Here is a 22,214-nt window from a genome sequence, read left to right as displayed (position 1 = left end):
GGCCCGCGACACCTGATGCCCGGCACGACGGTTGATCCGTGGTGGGCACACAGCTGAACTGGGACCAGTACGCCACGGCGTGGGCGCGGTTGCACGGCGGGTTCGACCCCCGCACAGCCGCGCCGGTGGTGCGCGCCTGGCTGCGGCTCGCGTACCACGTCGGGTACGTGCTGGGCCGGCTGCGGGTCAGCCCCACGGCGGTCACCGTGGCCGGAGTGCTGCTCTGCTTCTGCGTACCGCTGCTGGTGACCCGGCCGGCGGACGGGCCGTTTCTCGGCGCGCTGTTCGTGCTGCTCGCCTCCGTGGCGGACAGCGTGGACGGGGCGGTGGCGGTGGCCACCGGCCGCACCACCCGGCTCGGCTACGTCTACGACTCGGTCGCCGACCGGCTCGGTGAGGTGGCCTGGCTGCTGGCGTTCTGGCTGGTCGGCGCGCCGGGCGCGCTGGTCGTCGCGGGCGGCGCGCTGTCCTGGCTGCACGAGTACACCCGGGCCCGAGCGGTCTCCGCCGGCATGCGTGAGATCGGCGCGGTGACCGTGGGCGAACGCCCCACCCGGGTCTCGGTGGCGCTGGTCGGGTTTTTGGTCGCCGGGCTGGCCGGGCTGATCGAGCCGGACCTGGCCGCCGGCACCATCACCATGGCGACCGCGGTGTGGGTGCTGCTGGCCGGCTTCGGTCTGGGGCAGTTGCTCTCCACCATCCGCCGCGCGCTGCTCGACGCCGGCTGACCCCCGCACCTACCAGGCTGGGCCGATCTCGTCGGCGACGATCTGCGCGGAGAGGGTCACCATCGGCAGCCCACCGCCGGGGTGGCTGGAGCCGCCCACCAGCCACAGCCCGTGCGCGGGACCCCGGTTGGCCGGGCGGAGCAGCCCTCCGGCGGTGCCGTAGATCGAGCCACCCGGCGCGCCGGTCGCCGCGTCCAGGTCGGCCGGGGTACGGACCTCCCGGAACAGCAGCCGGTCGCGGACGTCCACGCCACGTTCGGCCAGCACCGCCAGGATCCGGTCGGCGTACGCGTCGGCCAGCCCTGGGCGTCGCCAGTCGACCGCGCCCGTGGCGGTGCCCTGCCGGGCGGCGTTGACCAGCACGAACCACGCCTCGTGCCCGTCCGGGCGGGCCATCGGGTCGTCGGCCACGGTGACGAACACCGTCGGGTCGGCTGCCGGTCGGGCCCGTACGCCGCGCCCCGGATCGCCGAAGACCGCGTCGAACTCCGCGTCGTAGTCGCGCGGGAAGAAGACGTTGTGGTGTGCCAGCCCGGTGCTGCCGGAGACGCCGAGCAGCAGCACGAAGCCGGCCAGGCTGCGGTCGGCCAGCCCGGCCAGCCGACGCGCGTGCGGCAGCAGGTCGCGGTAGACGGTGAGCGCGTCCACGTTGGCGACCACCACGTCGGCGGGCACCGGCGCGGTGACGCCGGCGAGGCGTACCCCGTGCACCCGGCCGCCGGCGGCGTCGATCCGGGTCACCGTGGCGCCGGTCCGCACGACCACGCCGAGGTCCAGGCAGCGGGTCAGCAGCGCGTCGGCGAGCGTGCCCAACCCGCCGCGCAGGTACCAGCCGCCGAAGGTCAGCTCGGCGTAGGGGACCGCCACCAGGGCCGCCGGCGCCCGGCGGGGGTCGGCGCCGGTGTAGGTGGCGTACCGGTCCAGCAGCATCCGCAGCCGCGGGTCGGACAGGTGCCGGCGGCCCAGCCCGCGCAGGGTGCGGCCCGGGGCGATGGCGGCCAGGTCGCCGACACGCCAGGCCAGTGACGCGAGGTCGCGGGGGGAGTCGACGGTGCGTCGCAGGATGTCCCGCGAGGAGGCGTTCCACACCCGCGCCGCCCGGCGCCACAGCCGTTGCCAGTCGGCCGCCGCCCGGTCACCGAAGGCGGCCCCGATCCGGGCGGCGAACTCGACCGGGTCGGCGCAGGAGTCCAGCGCCGGGCCACCGTCTCCGAAGACGTGCCGGACGATCGGGTCCAGCGGCACCAGGTCCAGGTATTCGTCGAGCTTCGCCCCGGTCGCCTCGAACAGGTCGTGGAAGACCTCGGGCAGGGTGAGCAGGCTCGGCCCGGTGTCGAAGTGGAACGACCCGGCCGGGGTGTCGTGCACGTACCGGCCGAGCTTGCCGCCGACCGTGTCGGCCCGCTCGAGGACGGTCACCTGGTGCCCGGTGGCGGCCAGCCGGGCGGCGGTGGCCAGGCCACCCACCCCGGCGCCGACGACCACGATCCGCGCCATGCCGCGCCCTCCTAGCTGACCGGGCGGCCCCGCCAGGTCAGGCGGCGCTGCTTTCGCAGATGGTACGACCGCGAAGTCAGCCAACCGAGGACCACGACCGACACGGGGTGTGCGAGCGCGTCGGGCCACCACCGGCCGCCGGTAGCTCGGGCGGTGAGCACCCGCCCGGCCACCCCGAGCAGGTAGCCGGCCAGGCCCACGGCGGCCACCACCGGCGCGCCGGCCGCCAGGGCGATCACCGTGACCAGCGGCGGGGCGGTGTAGAGCAGCAGCAGCGACGCCACCACGGCGGCCGCCGCGCCCGGGTGCCCGAACGACGCCCAGAGCGACTTCGAGTACCCGTCGCGCAGCTGCGGCCAGTCGTCGTACATCCGACATGTGGCCAGCCGGGAGCCGTCGGCCAGGGCGATCCGCCCACCGGCCCGCTTGATCGCCCGGGCCAGCTCGACGTCCTCCAGGATCTTGTCGGCGACCGCGGCGTGCCCGCCGGCGGCGGTGTAGCCGGCCCGGTCCAGCACCAGGAACTGCCCGCCCGCCGCGGCCAGCGACGGCCGCGGCGAGCGCTCCATCGCGCGCAGCGGCAGGAAGGTCAGCCAGAGCCACTGCAACAGCGGCTGCACCAGGCGGTCGGCCGCCGTCGTCACCACGATCCGGGGGTACGGCGACAGCAGCGTCGCGCGGGCGGCGCGCAGCTCGGTGACGGCCGCTGCCACGGCGTGCGGGGCGAGCACCACGTCGGCGTCGACGAAGACCAGCGCGGTGGCCGCCGGGTCGGCCCGGGTGGCCAACTGCCAGCAGGCGTGCGGTTTGCCCAGCCAGCCCGGCGGCGGCGCGACCCCGGTGAGCAGGGTGACCCGGGGATCGCCGCCGGCCACCGCGCGGACCACGTCGGCGGTGCCGTCGGTGGAGCCGTCGTCGAGGACCACGATGCGGAGCCCGGGCACACCGCGCTGGGCGAGCAGAGCGCGCAGGCAGGGGGCGACCCGGGCGGCCTCGTCCCGCAGCGGCAGCAGCACGGCCACCGGCTCGCCGACCTCGTCCGGCCGGTCGGTGGGCCGGCGCAGCCAGCGCGAGGCGTTGACCCAGGTGTGCCCGGTCAGCGCGGCGACGGCGAGCAGCAGGGCGAACAGGACGATCATCGGGTCGCGTCAACGCCGGGGCGGTGCGGCTGGTGGCCCTCCCGGTGGATGTCGGGGGCCCGGCGGGCGCGCAGCAGGATCACCGCCAGCGGCACGGCGGTCACCGACATGCCGGCCGCGCCCCAGAGCGCCGAGGCGGGCAGGTCGAGGAAGACCGCGTGGGCCAGGATGCTGGAGAAGTACGTCCACAGGTAGAGCGCGATCATCGGGTGGTCCCGGTGGTCGGTGCGCTCGGCGTCCGGGCCGGCCAGCGGGCGGAGCGCGCTCATCAGCAGCACCGCGAAGAGCAGCCAGCCCAGGTAGTTGCTGACCGGGATGCCGGGCAGGCCGGGCAGCGCCGGGGTGGCGTCCCGCCAGACCCAGTACCCCTCGGCCACCATCTGCGGGTCGAGGAAGAGGTCCCAGGCGGCCAGCCCCAGCGTGGCCAGGGCGATGCGGCGTACCCGCCGCAGGGCCGGCGAGCCGGTGCTGCCGCCGGTCAGCCGGACCGCCGCCAGCCATGCCGGCCAGGCCATCCACGTCCAGGCCAGCGGGATGATCAGCGGCACCCCGGCCAGCTTGGGGCCGAGCTCGCCGGAGTAGTCGTAGCTGCCGAACGGTACGCCTGTGGCCACCCCGATCGCCTCGATCGCGAACCCGCCACCGGTGGCCACGGCGACCAGCGCCACCGCGGCCCGGGGCCCCCGGCTGAGCAGCGCGTGGCCGACCGACAGAAGGCAGCCGAGCACGACGGTGGCCACGGTGAGCCCGGCCCGGGTCGCGCCGGTGGTCAGCGGGTAGCAGATCTGGGCGAGCACCAGGACGGCGAGCAGCGTCCAGGAGATGCCCCGCCGGGTCATGACGCCGGGCGCTCGAGCGGCAGATCCCGGCCGAGCACGCCGAACGGCCGCTCGTCGCCGGGGAAGTGGAAGTCGCGCAGGACGTCGACGAAGCCGAACCGCCGGTACAGCCGCCAGGCCCGCGAGGTCTTCTCGTCGGCCTCCGGGGTGGACAGCAGCGTGGTGTCGCCCTCGGCCATGGTGAGCAGGGCGCGCAGCTGGCCGGCGCCCAGGCCATGCCCCTGCGCCGGCGGCCGGACGTGCAGCTCGACCACCTCGAAGCAGTGGGTGAGCCAACGCTGCCGGGTCGGGGCGTCCAGCGCCCGGTGCACCTGGTCGTGCCACCACTGCCCGGGGCCGCCCAGGTAGCCGTAGCCGAAGCCGGCGAGGTGACCCTCGCTGGTCAGGCTGGCCACGGCCCGGAACCCGGGCCGGCGGACGTGGGTGGCGATGTAGCCGCGCCGGGCCTCCAGCAGATCGGTGCGGTATCCCATCGCCTCGCCGTAGACGGTCACCACGTCGTCCAGCCGCCGGACGAGATCGTCCGGCGTCCAGCGCACCAACCTCATGCCCGTCCACCCTTCGCCGTTCCCGGGTCGCCGTCGGCGACCCACCCGAGCACCGTCCGGTCGCCGACCACGTCGCGCACCTCGAACCGTGCGAACAGCTCCTCGGCGTACCAGCCCGCGGTGGGGGTTCGCATGATCGCCGCCCGGTGCTCCGGGTGACGGTACGCGAACGCCACCAGGTCCGCCGGGTCACGCCACACGCTCACCGTGCCCTGCCAGCCCAGCGGCGCCTCGCCGACACCGAACCGGGCCAGCAGCCCCGGCGCGTCGCGCAGGGCGGCGGCGACCGGGGGGATCGCCCGCCAGAAGGTGGCCGCCCGGCGGGCCCGCAGCCGGGCCCGGGTCAGTGCCAGCACCGGGCCGGTGACCCGGCCGCCCGACGGCTCGCCGAACGGCCGTTGACCGGACCACTCGCCCCGGCTGCTCAGCGGCCGCAGGTCGACCCGGGCGTGGGCGCGGGCGATCCGCCCCCAGGCGCGGCCGACCGGCGAGTCGTCGAAGCCGTCCGCCGCGGCGGGGGAGTCCCAGACGGTCAGCGCCGCCCACCGGGTCAGGTCGGCGTCACCCGGCCCGAAGCCGGTGCCCGTCCCGGTGCCCAGCAGCTTGCCGAACCGGACGCCCGGCAGGGCGCGCAGCCGGCCCGGGTCCATCGCCATCCGGGTCAGCGCCCGGGGCAGCGCGCCGCGGGAGGTCCGCCACACGTGCAGGGTGACCAGATCCGGAACGGCGCTGCTCACGCCACCGCTTCGCGGCGGCGCGAGCGCATGGCTGCTGTGCCTGCTGGTTCGCTCGCTCCGCTCGCTCACGCCACCTCGGCCGGGGCGCCGGCGGTGACCCGCAGCAGCTCGGCGTAGGTGGTCGGGAAGACCGCCTGCGGTACGCCGCCCGCGGCCCAGATCTCCGGGTACGCCTCCAACGCGGTGTCCACCAGGGTGCGCAGCGGTCGGGGGTGCCCGAGCGGGGCGACCCCGCCGATCGGCTGCCCGGTGTGCGTCCGGACGAACTCCGGGGTGGCTCGACGCAGCCGGGTGACCCCGATCGACGCGGCCAGGCCGGCGGTGTCCACCCGGTGCGCGCCGGAGGTGAGCACGAGCAGCGGCGCGTCGTCCGCGTCGAAGATGAGCGAGTTGGCGATCTGGCCGACCTCGACGCCGAGCGCCTCGGCGGCCGCCGAGGCGGTGTGCACCGCGTCGGGCAGCAGGCGGACCGTGCTGGGCTGGCCGGCGCCGTCGAGCGCGCCGGAGCCGTCCAGCGCGTCCTGCACCGCCCGTACGTTCGGGTGTGGCTGCATGTCGCCATTCTTCCCGGTCCGCAGTGCCGGGTTCACCCCGGTGCACCGGGCCGGCGCGTCACACGTTGCATTTTCGTCGGAGGGGAGGTGTACTGTCAGCAGCAGTTAGAACGAGTGTTCGATTGCCTCGAACGCCCGTTCCAACCAGCCGGGGCGCGGTGTTTCGCGGCGCCAGCTCCGGCCGGTGCGGCTCCGCGGGCCGCACCTGGGTTTCCGGGCAGTCGCGAGCCCGGTCCCGACAGGCAGGAGCGTCGCCCGCCGCCCACGACCCCCGGGCGGCGGGCGACGAACCCGCCGGTACGCCGGCCGGGTGTGGTGTGGGGAAGCATCCACACCCGGCCGGCCACACCCGGTGCGTCTTCCTCCGCACCATCCGACCTCGGCATCCCATCGGCGGCACCAGTGCGCCGAGGTAACGCCCCGGCCAGTGGAGGAGACAGTCCATGCCGACCAACCCGGCTCAGGCACCGACGGTGCCGGCGCACGTGCTGCCGCACCGCACCCCCGCCCAGCTCCTCACGTTGGCCCGGCGCGGGCTGGTCGAGGCCGGCCAGACCCGACCCGACGGCCTGCGCTACGCGGCCGCCCACCTGGCGGCGCTGCGTGCGGCCGCCGCACTCCTCGCCGCCCGTGCCCGACCCGCGCCGAGCCGGCGCAACCGGATCACCAGCGTCTGGGTCCTGCTCTGTGCCGTCGCCCCCGAGCTCGACGAGTGGGCCAGGTTCTTCGCCGCCGGCGCCGGCAAGCGGGCCGCCGCCGAGGCCGGCATCCCCCGGGTGGTCAGTGCCCGGGAGGCCGACGACCTGCTCCGCGCGGCCGAACAGTTCGTCACGGTGGTGGAGACCGCGCTCGGCGTGGCTCACCAACCGGCCCTGGACGGCCTCGCCGCATGATCCCGCCGTGACGCCGACCGCCCGGCGGGGGGAGTCGGGCGGCCGGCGTCACGGCGTGCCGGTCCTGATCTGATCCACAGCAACGACGGGGGGTTGGTCCGATGGCGGGCCGCATGGTGGTCGGTTCCGCCGCACTGGCCGATCTGGTACGCCCGGCGAGCGCACCCGACCCGGTCGGCGGCGGCCACCGGGTGCTGCCGGTGGCGCCCGAGCTGACCGGCCTGCTGCCCAACCGGGGCCTGCGTCGGGGCAGCACCATCGCGGTCGCCGTCGGCCAACCCCGGCGCAGCGGGGACACCTCGCTGGTGCTGGCCCTGCTCGCCGAGGCGTCCCGGGCCGGCTCGTGGTGTGCCGTGGTCGGCGTGCCGACGTTCGGCGCGGGCGCGGCCGCCGAGTTGGGCATCGCCCTGGACCGGCTGGCCCTGGTGCCGAATCCCGGCCCCGAGTGGGCCACCGTGGTCGCCGCGCTGATCGACGGGGTGGACGTCGTGGTCACCGCCGTGCCGGCCGCGGTCTCCGCGTCGGTCGCCACCCGGCTGGCCGCCCGGGCCCGGCAGCGCGGCAGCGTGCTCGTCCCGTACGGCCGGTGGGACGGCGCGGACGTGACGTTGCAGGTGGTCCGTGGGGTCTGGGAAGGGCTCGGGTCGGGCCGGGGTCGGCTGCGCCGCCGGGAGGTCACCGTCTCGGCGCGCGGGCGTGGGGCGGCCGCCCGACCCAAGGAGATCAAGGTCTGGCTTCCCGGTGACGAGCTCACCCGGGTGATTCCTCGTACGGTGTCGACCGCGACCCGTCCGGCGCTCACTCTGGTCGGCGCGGGGTGACCGACTCGCCGACACGGACCCTGCTGCTGTGGTGCCCGGACTGGCCGGTGCTCGCCGCCGAGATCGTCGACGGGGTGCCGGCCACCGGCCCGGTCGCCGTGCTGCACGCCAACCGGGTGGTCGCCTGCTCCGAGCGGGCCCGTGCCGAGGGGGTGCGCCGGGGGCTGCGCAAGCGGGAGGCGCAGGGCCGCTGCCCGCAGCTCACCGTCGTGGAGTACGACCCCGGCCGGGACGCCCGGGCGTTCGAGCCGGTGGTCGCCGCGGTGGAGGAGCTGGTCGCCGGCGTCGAGGTGGTCCGCCCCGGAGCCTGCGCGGTGGCCGCCCGGGGCCCGAGCCGTTACCTCGGCGGCGAGGAGGCGGCCGCCGAGCGGATCATCGAGCACATCGCCCAGTCGTGTCTGGTGGAGAGTCAGGTCGGCATCGCCGACGGGGTATTCGCCGCGGGGCTGGCCGCCCGCGCCGGCCGGGTGGTGGCGTCGGGCGGGACACCGGAGTTCCTGGCCGGGCTGCCGGTCGAGGCGCTCGGCCGGTCGGCGCTGGCCGACCTGCTGCGCCGGCTGGGGGTGCGGACCCTCGGCGACTTCGCCGCGTTGCCGGCCGGCGACGTGCTGGCCCGGTTCGGGTTCGACGGCGCACTGGCCCACCGGCTGGCCGCCGGGCGGGACCACCGCCCGCTCGCCGTCCGGCGGCCGCCGGCCGACCTGACGGTGACCGCCGAGCACGACGAGCCGATCGACCGGGTCGACGCGGCGGCGTTCGCCGCCCGCGCGCTGGCCGAGCAGCTGCACGACCGGCTGGCCGGGCACGGGCTGGCCTGCACCCGGCTCGGCATCGAGGCGGTCACCGCGCACGGGCAGGAGCTGCACCGGGTGTGGCGGCACGACGGCCTGCTCACCGCAGCGGCCATCGCCGACCGGGTGCGCTGGCAGCTCGACGGTTGGCTCTCCGGCAGCAACGGCCGGGCCGGTGCCCGAGCGGTCCGGCCGACGGCCGGCATCATCCGGCTGCGGCTGATCCCGGACGGGGTGATCGCCCAGGCCGGCCTGCAGTCCGGCCTCTGGGGGGAGGCCGGCGAGGAGCGGGAGCGGGCGCACCGGGCGTTGAACCGGGTGCAGGGCATCCTCGGCCCGGAAGCGGTGGTCACCGCGGTGCTCGGCGGCGGGCGGTCCCCGGCCGACCAGGTGCGACTGGTGCCGTGGGGCGACGAACGGGTCCCCGCCCGCGCCGGCGCCCCGCCCTGGCCAGGCCAGCTTCCCCCGCCCGCGCCGGCGGTGGTGCTGGCCAGCCCGCTCGCGGCGACCGTGCAGGACGCTGCCGGCGAGCCGGTGGTGGTCAACGCCCGGTTGGCGGTGAGCGCCCCACCCGCACGGCTGCTGGTGGGCACCGGCCGGCCGGCGGAGATCGTCGGCTGGGCCGGGCCGTGGCCGGTGGACGAGCGCTGGTGGGTGCCGGCGGAGGCCCACCGCCGGGCCCGGTTCCAGATCGGCCTCGCCGACGGTACGGCCCTGCTGCTCGCCGTCGAGGCCGGGCAGTGGTTGGTGGAGGCGATCTATGACTGAGCTGGTCCTTGTCCGCTCCAGGCCGGAGGCGGATGCCCCGGTGAGCGATATGACTGTGAGGCATATTTATGACTCTCAGGTATATCGCTCACCGCCCCTCTCGCCGCCGGAGCCAGCCGGATGAGCTTCCACAACCCGAAGATGCCCTGGTCGGAGCTGGAACGGGTGCTCTCCGGCCGGGCCGACGACAAACGGGGGAGCCGGGGCGAGCGGCACCTGCACGTGGTGGACCCGCTCGCCGTGGACGCCGACGGCGGGGACTCCCCGGCCTGGAGCCGCCGGCGCGAGCAGTACCAGCCGCCGGAGCTGGCCCGCCCCGACGGTGTGGTGCCCTACGCGGAGCTGCACGCGCACACCAACTTCAGCTTCCTCGACGGCGCCAGCCATCCGGAGGAGCTGGCCGAGGAGGCGGCCCGGCTGGGGCTCACCGCCCTCGCCGTCACCGATCACGACGGCTTCTACGGTGTGGTCCGCTTCGCCGAGGCGGCCCGCGCGCTGGCCCTGCCGACCATCTTCGGCGCGGAGCTCTCCCTCGGGCTGCCCGGTCCGCAGAACGGTGAGCCCGACCCGCACGGCGCGCACCTGCTGGTGCTCGCGCACGGCCACGAGGGGTACGCCCGGCTGGCCACCACCATCGCCCGCGCCCAGCTGCGCGGCGGGGAGAAGGGCCGCCCGGTCTACGGGGAGCTGGAGGAGGTCGCCGCCGAGCTGCGCGACCACGTGCTGGTGCTGACCGGCTGCCGCAAGGGCCACGTGCCGGCGGCGCTGCTCACCGAGGGGGTGGACGCGGCGGCCCGCGAGCTGGACCGGCTGACCGCGCTCTTCGGCGCGGAGACGGTGGCGGTGGAGCTGACCGACCACGGCCACCCCGTCGACGCCGACCGTAACGACGCGCTCGCCGACCTGGCCGCCGCGGCCGGGCTGCCGACGGTGGCCAGCAACAACGTGCACTACGCCAGCCCCGGCCGGCGGCGGCTGGCCACCACGGTCGCCGCCGTCCGGGCCCGGCGCAGCCTGGACGAGATCGACGGCTGGCTGCCCGCGGCGGCCACCGCCCACCTGCGCAGCGGCGCGGAGATGGCGGCCCGGTTCGCCGCGTACCCGGGCGCGGTGGCCCGGGCCGCCGAGTTCGGCGCCGAGCTGGCCTTCGACCTCCAACTGGTCGCGCCGCAGCTGCCGGCGTACCCGGTGCCGCCGGGGCACACCGAGATGAGCTGGCTGCGCAAGCTGACCGCCGACGGGGCGCGGGAGCGCTACGGTCCGCCGCAGGCGCACCCGACGGCGTACGCGCAGCTCGACCACGAGCTGAACATGATCGAGGAGCTGGGCTTCCCCGGCTACTTCCTGGTGGTCTACGACATCGTCGCGTTCTGCCGTGCGCAGGACATCTACTGCCAGGGCCGGGGTTCGGCGGCCAACTCGGCGGTCTGCTACGCGCTGCGGATCACCAACGTGGACGCCGTCCGGCACCGGTTGCTCTTCGAGCGTTTCCTCGCCCCGGAGCGGGACGGCCCGCCGGACATCGACGTGGACATCGAGTCCGACCGCCGGGAGGAGGTGATCCAGCACGTCTACACCCGCTACGGCCGGGAGCACGCCGCCCAGGTCGCCAACGTCATCTCCTACCGGCCCCGGTCGGCGGTGCGGGACGTGGCCAAGGCGTTCGGCTTCTCACCCGGCCAGCAGGACGCCTGGAGCAAGCAGATCGACCGGTGGGGTTCGGTCGCGACGGTCGACGTCGAGGACATCCCCGAGCAGGTGGTCGAGTACGCCAACGAGTTGCAGACGTTCCCCCGGCACCTGGGCATCCACTCCGGCGGCATGGTGATCTGCGACCGGCCGGTGATCGAGGTCTGCCCGGTGGAGTGGGGGCGGATGCCCGGGCGCAGCGTGCTCCAGTGGGACAAGGACGACTGCGCGGCGGTCGGTCTGGTCAAGTTCGACCTGCTCGGCCTCGGCATGCTCTCCGCGCTGCACTACGGCTACGACATGATCGGCATGAGCCTGGACCTCGGCGACATGACGCTGGACGACCCGGAGGTCTACGACATGCTCTGCCGGGCGGACTCGGTCGGGGTGTTCCAGGTGGAGAGCCGCGCCCAGATGGCCACCCTGCCCCGGCTCAAACCCCGCGAGTTCTACGACCTGGTGGTCGAGGTGGCGCTGATCCGGCCCGGCCCGATCCAGGGCGGCTCGGTGCACCCGTTCATCCGGCGCAAGAACGGCCTGGAGCCGGTGACCTTCGCGCACCCGCTGATGCGCAACGCGTTGGAGAAGACCCTGGGCGTGCCGCTGTTCCAGGAGCAGCTGATGCAGCTCGCCATCGACCTGGCCGGCTTCGACGCGGCCGAGGCCGACCAACTGCGCCGGGCGATGGGCGCCAAACGCTCGGTCGAGCGGATGACCCGCATCGCCGACCGGCTCTACGCCGGGATGGCCGAGCGGGGCATCACCGGCGAGCTGGCCGACGACGTCTACCGCAAGCTCACCGCGTTCGCCAGCTACGGCTTTCCGGAGAGCCACGCGATGAGCTTCGCCTACCTGGTCTACGCCAGCTCCTGGCTCAAGCGCTACCACCCGGCGCCGTTCCTGGCCGCGCTGCTGAACGCCCAGCCGATGGGCTTCTACTCCCCACAGACCCTGGTGGACGACGCTCGCCGGCACGGGGTGGAGGTACGCCGCCCGGACATCAACGCCAGCGGGTCGAAGGCGGTGCTGGAGTCCACCCCGGACACCCGGTGGGGCAGCGGCCCGGGGGAGCCGCCGCACGCCTGGGGGCTGGGCGGCCCGGCGGTCCGGCTCGGGCTGTCCGGCGTGCGGACCCTCGGCGCCGAGGTGGCCGAGCGGATCGAGGCCGAACGGGCGACCGGTGGACCGTACCGGGACATGCCGGACCTGGCCCGGCGGGTCGGTCTCACCGCCGCGCAGCTGGAGGCGCTGGCCACCGCGGACGCGTTCGCCTGTTTCGGGCTGACCCGGCGGGAAGCGCTCTGGGCTGCCGGCGCGGCGGCCCAGGACCGGCCGGGTCGGCTGCCCGGCACGGTGACCGGCGCGGCGGCACCCACCCTGCCCGGGATGGAGGCGGTGGATCGGCTGGTCGCCGACGTGTGGGCCACCGGGCTGTCGCCGGAGAGCCATCCGGCCCGGTTCATCCGGGGTCAGCTCGACGTGCTCGGCGCGGTGCCGATCGCCCGGCTCGGCCGGGTGGAGCCCGGGCAGCGGATCCGGGTCGGCGGCATCGTCACCCACCGGCAGCGCCCGGCGACCGCGGGCGGGGTCACCTTCCTCAACCTGGAGGACGAGACCGGGATGCTCAACGTCACCTGCTCGCCGGGGCTGTGGCAGCGCTACCGGCGGGTGGCCCGGACCAGCGCCGCGCTGGTGGTCCGTGGGCGGCTGGAGCGGAACGAGGGGGTGACCAACCTCGTTGCCGACCGGCTGGACGCCATCGAGCCACCGGTCAGCCCCGCATCCCGTGACTTCCGCTGATTCAGTGATCCACATTACGGTTTCCGGCGCCGCCGAGCGGGAGACTCGTGCCGAGCGGGCAGAGCGGCCCGTGAGCCATGAGGGGAATGAACAGCGATGGGGAATCACACGTACACCGGTGGAATCGCCAACTCCCGGCGGACCCGGCTCGGCGCGGGCTGGATGCCGTCGCACCTCGCCGACCCTCGCGAGTACGAGGTGACCAACGGTCCGGTCGCCAACGAGCGGCGATCCCGCGCGGAGGACGAGGTCGAGGGCGGCGAGTCCTGACCGATGGACCGGGTGACTAGGCTCGACCGGGTGGAGCAGACCCGAGGCCGGTTCACCGGGCCGCCGCTGACCCCCCGTACCGCCGTGATCTGGTCGGTGCTCCGCGCCGAGCTGGACCGGCGCGGCGACGCCGAGCTCACCGTGCTGGACGTGGGCGGCGGCACGGGTGGCTTCGCCGTCCCGCTGGCCCGCGCCGGGCACCGCGTCACCGTGGTCGACGCCAGCCCCGACGCGCTGGCCGCGCTCACCCGCCGGGCCGCCGAGGCCGGGGTGGCCGACCGGATCGCCGCCGTGCAGGGCGATGGGGACGCCCTCGCGGGGCTGGTCGAGCCGGCCGGCGTCGACCTGGTGCTCTGCCACGCCGTGCTGGAGGTCGTCGACGACCCGGCGGCGGTGGTGGCCGCGCTGGCCACCGCGCTGCGCCCGGGCGGCGCGGCCAGCGTGCTGGTGGCCGGCCGGGCCGCCGCCGTGCTGGGCCGGGCGATGAACGGTCACCTGGACGTCGCGGCGGCGCTGGCCGCCGACCCGGCCGGCACCGCCGGACCACGGGACACGCTGCGCCGTCGCTACGACGCCTCGGGCGCCGCCGCGCTGCTCGGCGCCGCCGGGCTGGTGGTCGAGGAGATCCACGGGGTACGCGTGCTGGCCGACCTGCTGCCGGCCGCGGTGGCCGACGGGCAGTCGGCCGCGCTGGTGGAGCTGGAACGGGTGCTCGCCGCCCACCCCCCGTACCGGGATCTGGCCGCCCAGCTGCACCTGTTCGCCCGCCGGCCGGCATGACCGCCCTGCCGGGTGGGGCGCCGGCGCCGCTGGCCGTCCTCGATCCGGGTCACGGCGGGGGGCGCCTCGCTGACGTGCTGCCCAGCGCGCTGGCCGTGTTGGGCGTGCCCGGGTCGGCCGATCCGCTCGGGCTGGTCCCCGCGCTGGCCGGGGTACGCCGGGTCGCCGTGCTGCTGGTCGACGGGCTCGGCTGGTATCAGCTGCCGACCGTCGCCCCGTACGCGCCGATCCTCGCCGGGCTCGCCGCGACGGTGGGCCGGCCGCTCATCGCCGCTTTCCCGTCCACCACCCCGACCAGCCTGGCGACCCTCGGCACCGGCGTCGCCGCGGGCGCGCACGGGGTGCTCGGCTTCACCGTGCGGGTGCCCGGCACCGACCGGGTGCTGACCCACACCGACTGGGCCGCCGACCCGTCGCCGCTGCGCTGGCAGCCGGTGCCCACCCAGCTGGAACGCGCCCGCGCCGCGGGGGTGGCGGTGACCGTGGTGAGCCGGCCGGAGTTCGGCGGCAGCGGGTTGACCCTGGCCGCCAACCGGGGTGGCGACTTCCGGGGTGCAACCGGCGTGGACGCCGTGGCCGCCACCATGCTGGCCGCGCTGGCCGCCGGCCCCGGGCCCACCCTGGTCTCCGGCTACCACCCCGACCTCGATCGGCACGGCCACCTCGGCGGGGTCGACTCGGCGCCCTGGCGGATCGCCGCCAGCGAGGTGGACGCCCTGCTCACCCGGCTGGTCGACGGGCTGCCGCCGGACGCGGCGCTGCTGGTGACCGCCGACCACGGCCAGCTCAACGTGCCCATCACGCACCGCTTCGACCTGGACACCGATCCGCGGCTGCGCGCCGGTGTGCGGCTGGTGGCCGGCGAGGCCCGGGTGCGTTACCTGCATGTCGTACCGGGTGCGCTCGACGACGTGGTGGCCGCCTGGTCGGCGGTGCTCGGTGGCGCGGCGCGGGTCCGCACCCGGGACGAGGTGGTGGCCAGCGGCTGGTTCGGGCCGGTGCCCGAGGAGCACCTGGGTCGCATCGGTGATGTGGTGGTGAGCTGCAACGACACGTACGCGGTCCTGGCGACCCGCACCGAGCCGCCGATGGCGTCCCGGCTGGTGGCGTACCACGGGTCGGACACCGCCGCCGAGCTGACCGTGCCGCTGCTGGTGGTCTGCGGCTGAGCGACGGGTGGCACGCCCCGTCGGTCGCTGGTGATGTCGTACCCCCGGGTTAACCTGCCGGGATGGGCCGCAGCCAATCGTTGCCCCGGGGCGGCGATCCGCGCTTCGGGCCGGACGCCGACGACTCCGGCAGCCCGATCCTGCACGTCGACATGGATGCCTTCTTCGCCGCCGTCGAGGTGCGTCGCCGGCCCGAGTTGCGGGGCCGACCGGTGGTCGTCGGCGGCGTCGGGCCGCGCGGCGTGGTCAGCTCGGCCAGCTACGAGGCCCGCCGCTACGGCGTCCGTAGCGCGATGCCGACCAGCCAGGCCCGGGCCCGCTGCCCGAACGCGGTCTATCTGCCACCGGATTTCACCGCCTACACCCCCGCCTCCCGCGCCGTCATGCAGATCTTCCGGGACGTCACTCCGCTGGTCGAGCCGCTCTCCCTCGACGAGGCGTTCCTCGACGTGACCGGAGCCCGTCGGCTGTTCGGCTCCCCGGCCGCCATCGCCCGGCTGATCCGCCGCCGGGTCGCCGACGAGCAGGGGCTGACCTGCTCGGTCGGGGTGGCGCCGAGCAAGTTCGTCGCCAAGCTGGGTTCCACCCGGGCCAAGCCGGACGGCATGCTGGTCGTGCCCCCGGGGCAGGTGCTCGACTTTCTGCACCCCCTGCCGGTGGACGCGCTCTGGGGGGTGGGGGAGCGCGCCGCCGAGTCGCTGCGCCGGCTCGGCCTGTCCACCGTCGGCGACCTCGCCGAGGCCCCGGTGGGCATGCTCCGCCGGGCGGTCGGTGCGGCATCGGCGGCGCACCTGCACGAGCTGGCCTGGGGGCGGGACCCCCGCCGGGTCAGCCCTGAGCATGTCGACAAGTCGATCGGCGCCGAGGTGACCTTCGACGCCGACGTGGCCGACCCGGTGGAGATCCGCCGCGCCCTGCTCGCGCTCAGCGCGAAGGTCGGCGTCCGGTTGCGCGGCTCCGGGCAGGTGGGGCGCACCGTGACACTCAAGGTGCGGCTGGCCGACTTCCGCACCGTCAACCGCTCCCGCACCCTCGGCGTCCCCACCGACACCGCCCGCGAGATGTTCGACACGGTCTGGGCGCTCTACACCGCGCTGGACCCGGGCGAGCGGATCCGGCTCGTCGGTGTCCGGGTGGAGGGGCTCGCCCCGGCGCTGGGCGCGCCCCGCCAGCTCACCCTCGGCGCGCCCGAGCGTGGCTGGCGTGAGGCGGAAGCTGCCGCGGACGCCGCTGCTGCCCGATTCGGGCGGTCCGTCATAGGTCCGGCCAGTCTCCTGGGCGACCGTGACCCCCGTCGAAACGAAAATCCACCCCACCGGTAGGTCGTCCCGCTTTCCGACGCGCGACCCCCCTCGTAGACTTGCGGGTAAGCAGCCGGTTGGCTGCCACGGTCTGTCGGCCCGAGTGGGCCCGACCAACGTGACCGGGGAGGAGTGCCGTGCCGCTCTCGGAGCACGAGCAGCGGCTGTTCGAGCAGATCGAGCGGTCGCTTGCCGAGGACCCCAAATTCGCCTCGGCCGTGCGCGCCAGCGATCCGCGCTTCCACGCGCGGCGTCGCCTGCTCGTCGCTGCTGGCGTGATAATCGCTGGCTTGGCTCTACTGGTCTATGGCGCGGTGATCAAGACTCCACCGCTGGCGGTGGCGGGCTTTGTCGTCATGCTGGCCTCGGCCGCGTTCGCGGTGCAGTCGCACCGGCGGGCGCAGTCACCCGACCTGCACGTGGTGGGTGGCACGACCAGTCGTCGCCGTCCCCGCGGCGGCCGATCCGGTCGTCGGCCGTCGATCCTGGACCGCATGGAGGACAGGTGGCGGCAGCGCCCGGAGGGGCACCGCTGAGCCGGTCCCGCCGCTGAGGCGGGCCGTACGCCGCGACGAGCGGGTCGCCGGGATCAGTCCCGGCGACCGCTGACGTATCCGTGTGCCCATCGCACCGTAGGCGAAGCCGTGCGGCTTCCGGCGACCACCCGAAATCAAGTGACCATGAGGGCACCGCGGGGCGGAGAGCCCGGATGGCCCGGGACGACGGCCGATGGACCGCCACCCCGAGCCGGACGGACGTCGCTCAGCGGGCCGCCCGGTCGGCCAGCAGCCGACGCGGATTCCAGCGGAGCAGCCGGTACCGGGCCCGCCCGGTCAGCGCCACCATCCGGCCGGAGTTGTCCGCCAGGGCGGTCCGCCAGCGCAGCAGCACCGACGGCGGCAGCACGGTGGCGAGCAGTCGGGTCCGGCGGTTCGCCCGGGCGGCGAGCGCACCGCGGACCGCGCGCAGCGCCGGCACCAGCGGTTCACCGGTCAGCGGATCCCGCGCGTAACGGGCCCGCTCCTCAGCCCGGCCGAGCAGCCGCGCCGCGCCGACCGCCGCGGTGTCATCGCTGAAGGTCTCCCGGACCAGCCGGTCCGCGGTCGCCCGGGGTGTTTCGGTCCGGTCGACCCGGACCTGGAAGTCCACCAGCGTGTCGAGCAGCTCCGCCCAGGCGGCGTGCGCGTCCGCGCGAGCCCGGTTGGCATCCGGCCCGACCACCATCACACGCGTCCCGTCCACCGACGCGGTGTCGTTCGGAGCGGCGGTCATCGCAGCGTCCGCCGCCCGGCCACCCCGCCGTCGGCGCAGCGCCAGCCGGCGCAGTGCCGGCACCGCCAGCAGTGCCAGCAGGGCCAGCAGACCCGCCGTCCACCACGGCCACACCGGCGGCTGATCGGCCGGCGTCTCGCCGGCGACGGAGAGCCCCGAGTCGAGGTCCCGATCGGCGTTGTCCGGACCGGCCGGGCCGCCCGACGCGCCGGGGTCCGCCGTGGCGCCCGAGGTGCCGGGGTCTGGGCTGGATGGTTCTGGCGCGTCGATGTCCGGTGCCCAGGCCGACCGGGTCGAGCCCGGCACACCGTACGACGGCGTGGCGTCGAACGGCACCCAGCCGACCCCGTCGAAGTAGACCTCGGTCCAGGCGTGCAGGTTGAGGTTGGTCAGCGTGTAGGTGTCGCCGTCCCGCTTGCTGCCGTTGGTGAACCCGAACGCCACCCGGGCCGGGATGCCGGCGCTGCGCACCAGCCAGGCCATCGCCGCGGCGTACTGCTGGCAGTAGCCGACCTTGTTGGTCAGGAAGTTGACGATGTCCTCGCCGCTGCTGCCGCTCTCGGTGCTGAGCCGGTAGCTGAACCCGTTGTCCGCCGAGAAGTGCTGGTAGATCGCCAGCACCCGGTCGTAGTCGGTGCGCTTGCCCTGGACCAGGCCCTTGACCAGCTCCTCAACCTCGGGCACCGCCCCGGGAGTGGCGGTCAGCTGCCGGCGTACCGGATGGTCGGCCGGCAGCGGCTGTGCGGCCCGCAGCGCCGCCGGGGTGTACGTCGAGCGGATGTAGTCGAAGGAGTACTTCTTGCCCCGGGAGTTGTCCCGGTTGGAGAAGACGACCTGCTGGTTGGGGTCGTAGAGCCAGTTGCCGTTGAGGTCCTCGGTGCGCACCGGCTCGGCGTACACCGGCATCAGGGACATGCTCAGGCTTTTGGTGACCTCGACGGTCGCCTGGTAGCGGGCCTGCTGGACGCCCGGGCCAACCCGCTCGGTCGGGTCCGGCAGGTCCCGGTTGACCGGCCGGCCAATGGGGTTGCGCGCCTGGAACCCGTTCGTGCGCAGCTCGTCCGCGACGGCGTAGCGCAGGTAGAACGGACTCGGCTCGGACGTGGTCACCTTGACCAGGTCGGCCACCTCGGACTGGTTGAGCTGGCCGGCGAGCGAGGCGAACAGGTCGATCCGGCCCGATGAGCCCGCACCCGCGCGGCCGTTGCCGTTGCCCGTGCCGCCACCGAGCGTGTCGAGCAGCCCGCCCGTCATGCCCGGCACGGCCAGCGGCAGCGCCACGGCGATGGCCACCCCGACCACCGCGAGCCGGCGGCCGGCGGCGGCCAGGGGCGAGGCCTCCCACACGTCGACGTCGCGGCCGTCGCCGGTGAACCGGCGGCCGAACCGGCGGACCCGGTCGACGTTGTCGGTGACCAGCAGCCAGAGGTACCCGGCGGCGCCCACCACGAACGGCACCGGGGGGACGCTGTCGACGTAGACGGCGACCGGCACCGAGTAGATCGCGAGCATCGGCAGCCCGGCCAGGGCGGGCCGGCGCAGACCCACCGCCAGCACATCGACCAGTACGGCCACCCCGCCGACGCCGAGCACGGTGATGAACAGCAGGGGGTCGGTGTCCGGTACCTCCACGCCGTACGAGCGCATGTCCTGCATGGAGCCGGTGAACAGCTCGGCGAAGTACCCGAACGTGCCCGGCGTGGGCAGGAAGGTGAGCAGCTCCCCGCCGCTGGGGAACAGCCAGGTCAGGGCGAGCACCAGGGCGGCCAGCATGCCGAGGACCTGACCCCACAGCGGCGCCCGGACGAGCCGGGTCAGCGCGGCGACCCCGGCCACTATCGCGACCGCGATCGCGGACTGGACGAGCCACGTCCAGCTCTGGAAGATGGCCGACAGCGGGGCGGCGGCGAGAAGGGTGGCGGCGGCCGCCACCGGACCGATGTTCCGACTGGCGATCATGAGGGGAGCCTTCCGTTCATCGCACGCCGCCGGCGACCGTCTCGGCCAGCGCGGCGCGCAGGGCGAACCCCTGCGGGCCCCGGCCGGCCTGCGGCCAGAGCGCCGGCAGTCGGCTGCCGTGGTCGACGCCGACCACCCGCCAGCCGCTGTGCAGCATGGCGAGCGCGGCGGCGCCGTGCACGTGCTCCGCCTCGGCCCGGGCCTTCTCGGGCAGGCTGAGCCAGGTGGAGCTGTTCAGCAGGAAGCCGACGCAGGTGGCGCCGTTGCCCCGCAGCCCGGCCAGCAGCTCGGCCTCGGCCACGCTCACCGCGCCGAACAACCCGATGATCAGACCGCCGTCGGCGCGCTGCCGGACCCGCTGCACCAGGCCGGCCACCTCGGCCCGCTGGTCCAACCGGACCTCGGCGAGGTGGTCGAGCAGGGCACCGTCGCCACCGGCCTCCGAGGCGTCCACGTCGACCCCCGAGCCGGTGACCAGCCGCAGCTTGTAGCCGGCCTGCCGCAGGTGTACCGCGATGCTCGCGGCTGCGGAGACGGCCCACTCGAAGCTCGCCGTCGGCCCGTCGCCGCGGTGGCCGTACGCGCGGGTGTCCAGCACGACCGTGGCCCGGCTCTCCCAGGGCTGCTCCTCGCGGCGCACCATCAGCTCACCGGTGCGGGCGGTGGACTTCCAGTGCACCCGGCGCAGGTCGTCGCCGCGCCGGTACTCCCGGGTCGCCGCGTCGTCCTCGCCGTGCACCGCCACCGAGCGGGCCCGGCTGTCGCCGCTGCCGGCGTACTCACCGGGGAGCCGGACCGACGGCAGCGGAGTGACCTGCGGGATGACCGTCAGGTGGTCGGTGCTGGGGAACGCCCGGCTGAGCTCACAGAGACCGAACGGGTCGGTCATCCGGACCACCAGTGGGCCCACGTCGTAGCGGCCCCGCACGTCGGCCCGCACGGTGTACGCCACCGAGCTGGCCTGGTGCGCGCCCAACCGCTCCAGCACCACCCGGGGCCGGCTGCCCAGGGCGTACGGCAGCCGGTCCTCCAGCAGCAGGGTGCCGGTCGGCAGCCGGGAGAGGTTCTGCAGGCGCAGCACCACCCGGGAGTTGGCCCCGACCGGCACACGGTGCGGATCCAGCGATCGGTTGCAGGCCAGCTTGTAGCGGCTGCGCCCGACGTAGGCGGCGGCCAGCAGCGGCAGGATGCCCAGCAGCACGGCCACCCGGAGCAGATCCTTCTCGCCCAGGATGCCGGCCGAGATCGCCGCCGCGACCGCGGCGGCGAGGAACGAGCGCCCGCGGGTGGTCAGCCCGCGCAGCCCGGCACGCACGTCACGGCCTCCGCGGCTCGTAGGGCGCGCGACCGTTGCCGGTGGCGGGCCGGGTGTCGTAGGGGGAGCGCTGCCGGTCGTGTGGCAACGGCAGTCGGTGCACCAGCTCGGAGACGATCGCGTCGGTGGTGCGGCGGGCGAGCTGGGCGTCGGCGGTCGGGATGATCCGGTGCGCGAGCACCGGCACCGCGAGAGCCTGCAGATCGTCGGGGAGGACGTAGTCGCGCCCCTCGAGGGCGGCGACCGCCCGGGCGGTGCGCAGCAGCTGCAGGGTCGCCCGGGGGGAGGCGCCCAGACGCAGGTCGGGGGCTTCGCGGGTGGCGGTGACCAGGTTGATGGCGTACTGCTTTACCGCGTCCGCGACGTGCACCTTCCGGACCGTGGCGATGAGCTGCCGGACGATGTCCGCGTCGGAGACCGGACGCAGCTCGTTCAGTGGGTCCGTGGCGCCGTGCCCGTCCAGCATCGCCAGCTCGGCGCCGGCGTCCGGGTAGCCCATCGCGATCCGGGCGGTGAACCGGTCGCGCTGCGCCTCGGGCAACGGGTAGGTGCCCTCCATCTCGATCGGGTTCTGGGTGGCGATGACCATGAACGGGGTCTGCAGCTGGTATGTCACCCCGTCGACCGTGACCTGCCGCTCTTCCATGCACTCCAGCAGCGCCGACTGGGTCTTCGGCGAGGCCCGGTTGATCTCGTCGCCGACGACCAGGTTGGCGAAGACGGCACCGGGGCGGAACTCGAAGTCGTGCGTCTCCTGGTTGTAGACGCTGACGCCGGTGACATCGCTCGGCAGCAGGTCGGGGGTGAACTGGATCCGCCGCACCGTGCAGTCGATGGACCGCGCGAGGGCCTTGGCCAGCTTGGTCTTGCCGACGCCGGGGACGTCTTCGATGAGGAGGTGGCCCTCGGCGAGCAGGACGGCCAGGGCCAGCCGCACGGTGGCGGTCTTACCCTCGATGACCTGCTCGATGTTGGCCACGATGGCCTCGCTGGCGGCGCGGAACTCGTCGTGCGGCAGCAAGCCGCCCACCTCGTCCCAGGTCTGTTGTGTCACGGGCCTCCTCCTCGTCGCCGTCACTGCAGCTCTGTATAGAGCACCTGGACCCGCCGTTGGGTTCGCGACGTCGAGCCTCGTTTGCCGCAGAAATCTCACTGGCCTCTCAGGCTAACCATGTTTGTCGTTAACGCCGACCCCCGCAGGTAGTCCGTCGGTTACGCACCGATATTCGCCAACTCGGGCGATCGGACCCGGCTCGTCCCGGGCCACGCCAGCCAGGCCCGGCGGCGAGGTACACTGCCGGGCATGGCCGGAGCTTTCCTGCTTCTTACCGGGCCGTGCTGATG

19 protein-coding genes are annotated in these 22,214 nt (G+C 75.0%); 10 read left to right on the top strand and 9 right to left on the bottom strand.

Annotation, left to right across the window (positions count from 1 at the left end; translation table 11 throughout):
• The first annotated feature begins 38 nt into the window (after positions 1-38).
• On the top strand, positions 39-728 hold the full coding sequence (locus ABZU69_RS15720; RefSeq protein ID WP_354965025.1) for a CDP-alcohol phosphatidyltransferase family protein: 690 nt from the start codon (positions 39-41) through the stop codon (positions 726-728).
• 9 nt (positions 729-737) lie between these two features.
• Here the strand turns inward: ABZU69_RS15720 and crtI are convergent, their stop codons facing one another.
• From crtI to ABZU69_RS15690, 6 genes are all read right to left on the bottom strand, one after another.
• On the bottom strand, positions 738-2,225 hold the full coding sequence (crtI, locus tag ABZU69_RS15715; RefSeq protein WP_354965024.1) for a phytoene desaturase family protein: 1,488 nt from the start codon (positions 2,223-2,225) through the stop codon (positions 738-740).
• Between the two features lie 11 nt (positions 2,226-2,236).
• On the bottom strand, positions 2,237-3,364 hold the full coding sequence (locus ABZU69_RS15710) for a glycosyltransferase family 2 protein (protein ID WP_354965023.1): 1,128 nt from the start codon (positions 3,362-3,364) through the stop codon (positions 2,237-2,239).
• A complete protein-coding gene (locus ABZU69_RS15705) occupies positions 3,361-4,203 on the bottom strand; it encodes a carotenoid biosynthesis protein (RefSeq protein WP_354965022.1) in 843 nt (280 codons plus the stop codon). The genes ABZU69_RS15710 and ABZU69_RS15705 overlap by 4 nt, the downstream gene beginning before the upstream one ends.
• Positions 4,200-4,751, bottom strand: a complete 552-nt coding sequence (locus ABZU69_RS15700) for a GNAT family N-acetyltransferase (RefSeq protein ID WP_354965021.1) — start codon at positions 4,749-4,751, stop codon at positions 4,200-4,202. Before ABZU69_RS15700 ends, ABZU69_RS15705 begins: the two co-directional genes overlap by 4 nt.
• Entirely contained in the window at positions 4,748-5,488 is a 741-nt protein-coding gene (locus ABZU69_RS15695) for a monooxygenase (protein ID WP_354965020.1), read from the bottom strand. The genes ABZU69_RS15700 and ABZU69_RS15695 overlap by 4 nt, the downstream gene beginning before the upstream one ends.
• Before the next feature lie 65 nt (positions 5,489-5,553).
• Positions 5,554-6,042, bottom strand: coding sequence for a YbaK/EbsC family protein (locus ABZU69_RS15690; protein WP_354965019.1), 489 nt, complete (start codon positions 6,040-6,042; stop codon positions 5,554-5,556).
• Between the two features lie 443 nt (positions 6,043-6,485).
• Here ABZU69_RS15690 and ABZU69_RS15685 point away from each other — a divergent pair, with 443 nt between their 5' ends.
• The 9 genes from ABZU69_RS15685 (at position 6,486) to ABZU69_RS15645 (ending at position 16,860) form a co-directional block, all read left to right on the top strand.
• On the top strand, positions 6,486-6,935 hold the full coding sequence (locus ABZU69_RS15685; RefSeq protein ID WP_354862373.1) for an SAV_6107 family HEPN domain-containing protein: 450 nt from the start codon (positions 6,486-6,488) through the stop codon (positions 6,933-6,935).
• Between the two features lie 101 nt (positions 6,936-7,036).
• Positions 7,037-7,756: a hypothetical protein gene (locus ABZU69_RS15680; RefSeq protein ID WP_354965018.1), complete on the top strand. Its 720-nt coding sequence runs from the start codon at positions 7,037-7,039 to the stop codon at positions 7,754-7,756.
• The gene (locus tag ABZU69_RS15675; protein WP_354965017.1) at positions 7,753-9,315 is read left to right on the top strand and encodes a DNA polymerase Y family protein; all 1,563 of its coding nucleotides are present in this window, start codon (positions 7,753-7,755) and stop codon (positions 9,313-9,315) included. Before ABZU69_RS15680 ends, ABZU69_RS15675 begins: the two co-directional genes overlap by 4 nt.
• Before the next feature lie 120 nt (positions 9,316-9,435).
• Positions 9,436-12,804 carry an error-prone DNA polymerase gene (locus tag ABZU69_RS15670; protein ID WP_354965016.1) on the top strand — a complete coding sequence of 1,123 codons (3,369 nt, stop codon included), beginning with the start codon at positions 9,436-9,438 and terminating at the stop codon, positions 12,802-12,804.
• Between the two features lie 96 nt (positions 12,805-12,900).
• Positions 12,901-13,074, top strand: coding sequence for a hypothetical protein (locus tag ABZU69_RS15665; RefSeq protein WP_354965015.1), 174 nt, complete (start codon positions 12,901-12,903; stop codon positions 13,072-13,074).
• Positions 13,075-13,077: 3 nt separating this feature from the next.
• Positions 13,078-13,854 (top strand): methyltransferase domain-containing protein, encoded by a 777-nt coding sequence (locus ABZU69_RS15660; RefSeq protein ID WP_354965014.1) that lies wholly within the window; start codon positions 13,078-13,080, stop codon positions 13,852-13,854.
• On the top strand, positions 13,851-15,023 hold the full coding sequence (locus tag ABZU69_RS15655) for a nucleotide pyrophosphatase/phosphodiesterase family protein (RefSeq protein ID WP_354965013.1): 1,173 nt from the start codon (positions 13,851-13,853) through the stop codon (positions 15,021-15,023). The genes ABZU69_RS15660 and ABZU69_RS15655 overlap by 4 nt, the downstream gene beginning before the upstream one ends.
• Positions 15,024-15,085: 62 nt before the next feature.
• Entirely contained in the window at positions 15,086-16,345 is a 1,260-nt protein-coding gene (locus ABZU69_RS15650) for a DNA polymerase IV (protein ID WP_354965012.1), read from the top strand.
• 116 nt (positions 16,346-16,461) lie between these two features.
• The gene (locus tag ABZU69_RS15645) at positions 16,462-16,860 is read left to right on the top strand and encodes a DUF3040 domain-containing protein (protein WP_074313058.1); all 399 of its coding nucleotides are present in this window, start codon (positions 16,462-16,464) and stop codon (positions 16,858-16,860) included.
• A gap of 226 nt (positions 16,861-17,086) precedes the next feature.
• Here ABZU69_RS15645 and ABZU69_RS15640 read toward each other — a convergent pair whose 3' ends face one another.
• The 3 genes from ABZU69_RS15640 to ABZU69_RS15630 are packed head-to-tail and all read right to left on the bottom strand — an operon-like array spanning position 17,087 to position 21,924.
• Positions 17,087-19,555, bottom strand: coding sequence for a DUF3488 and transglutaminase-like domain-containing protein (locus ABZU69_RS15640; protein ID WP_354965011.1), 2,469 nt, complete (start codon positions 19,553-19,555; stop codon positions 17,087-17,089).
• A 16-nt stretch (positions 19,556-19,571) separates the two neighbouring features.
• Entirely contained in the window at positions 19,572-20,870 is a 1,299-nt protein-coding gene (locus ABZU69_RS15635; RefSeq protein ID WP_354965010.1) for a DUF58 domain-containing protein, read from the bottom strand.
• 1 nt (position 20,871) lies between these two features.
• Positions 20,872-21,924: a MoxR family ATPase gene (locus ABZU69_RS15630; protein WP_354965009.1), complete on the bottom strand. Its 1,053-nt coding sequence runs from the start codon at positions 21,922-21,924 to the stop codon at positions 20,872-20,874.
• Positions 21,925-22,214 lie beyond the last annotated feature (290 nt).

The organism is Micromonospora sp. NPDC005206 (assembly GCF_040608175.1).
In the GTDB taxonomy this organism is placed as follows: Bacteria; Actinomycetota; Actinomycetes; order Mycobacteriales; family Micromonosporaceae; genus Micromonospora.
Note: the sequence above shows the minus strand (reverse complement) of the source record. Positions and strands in the feature narration are given on the sequence as shown.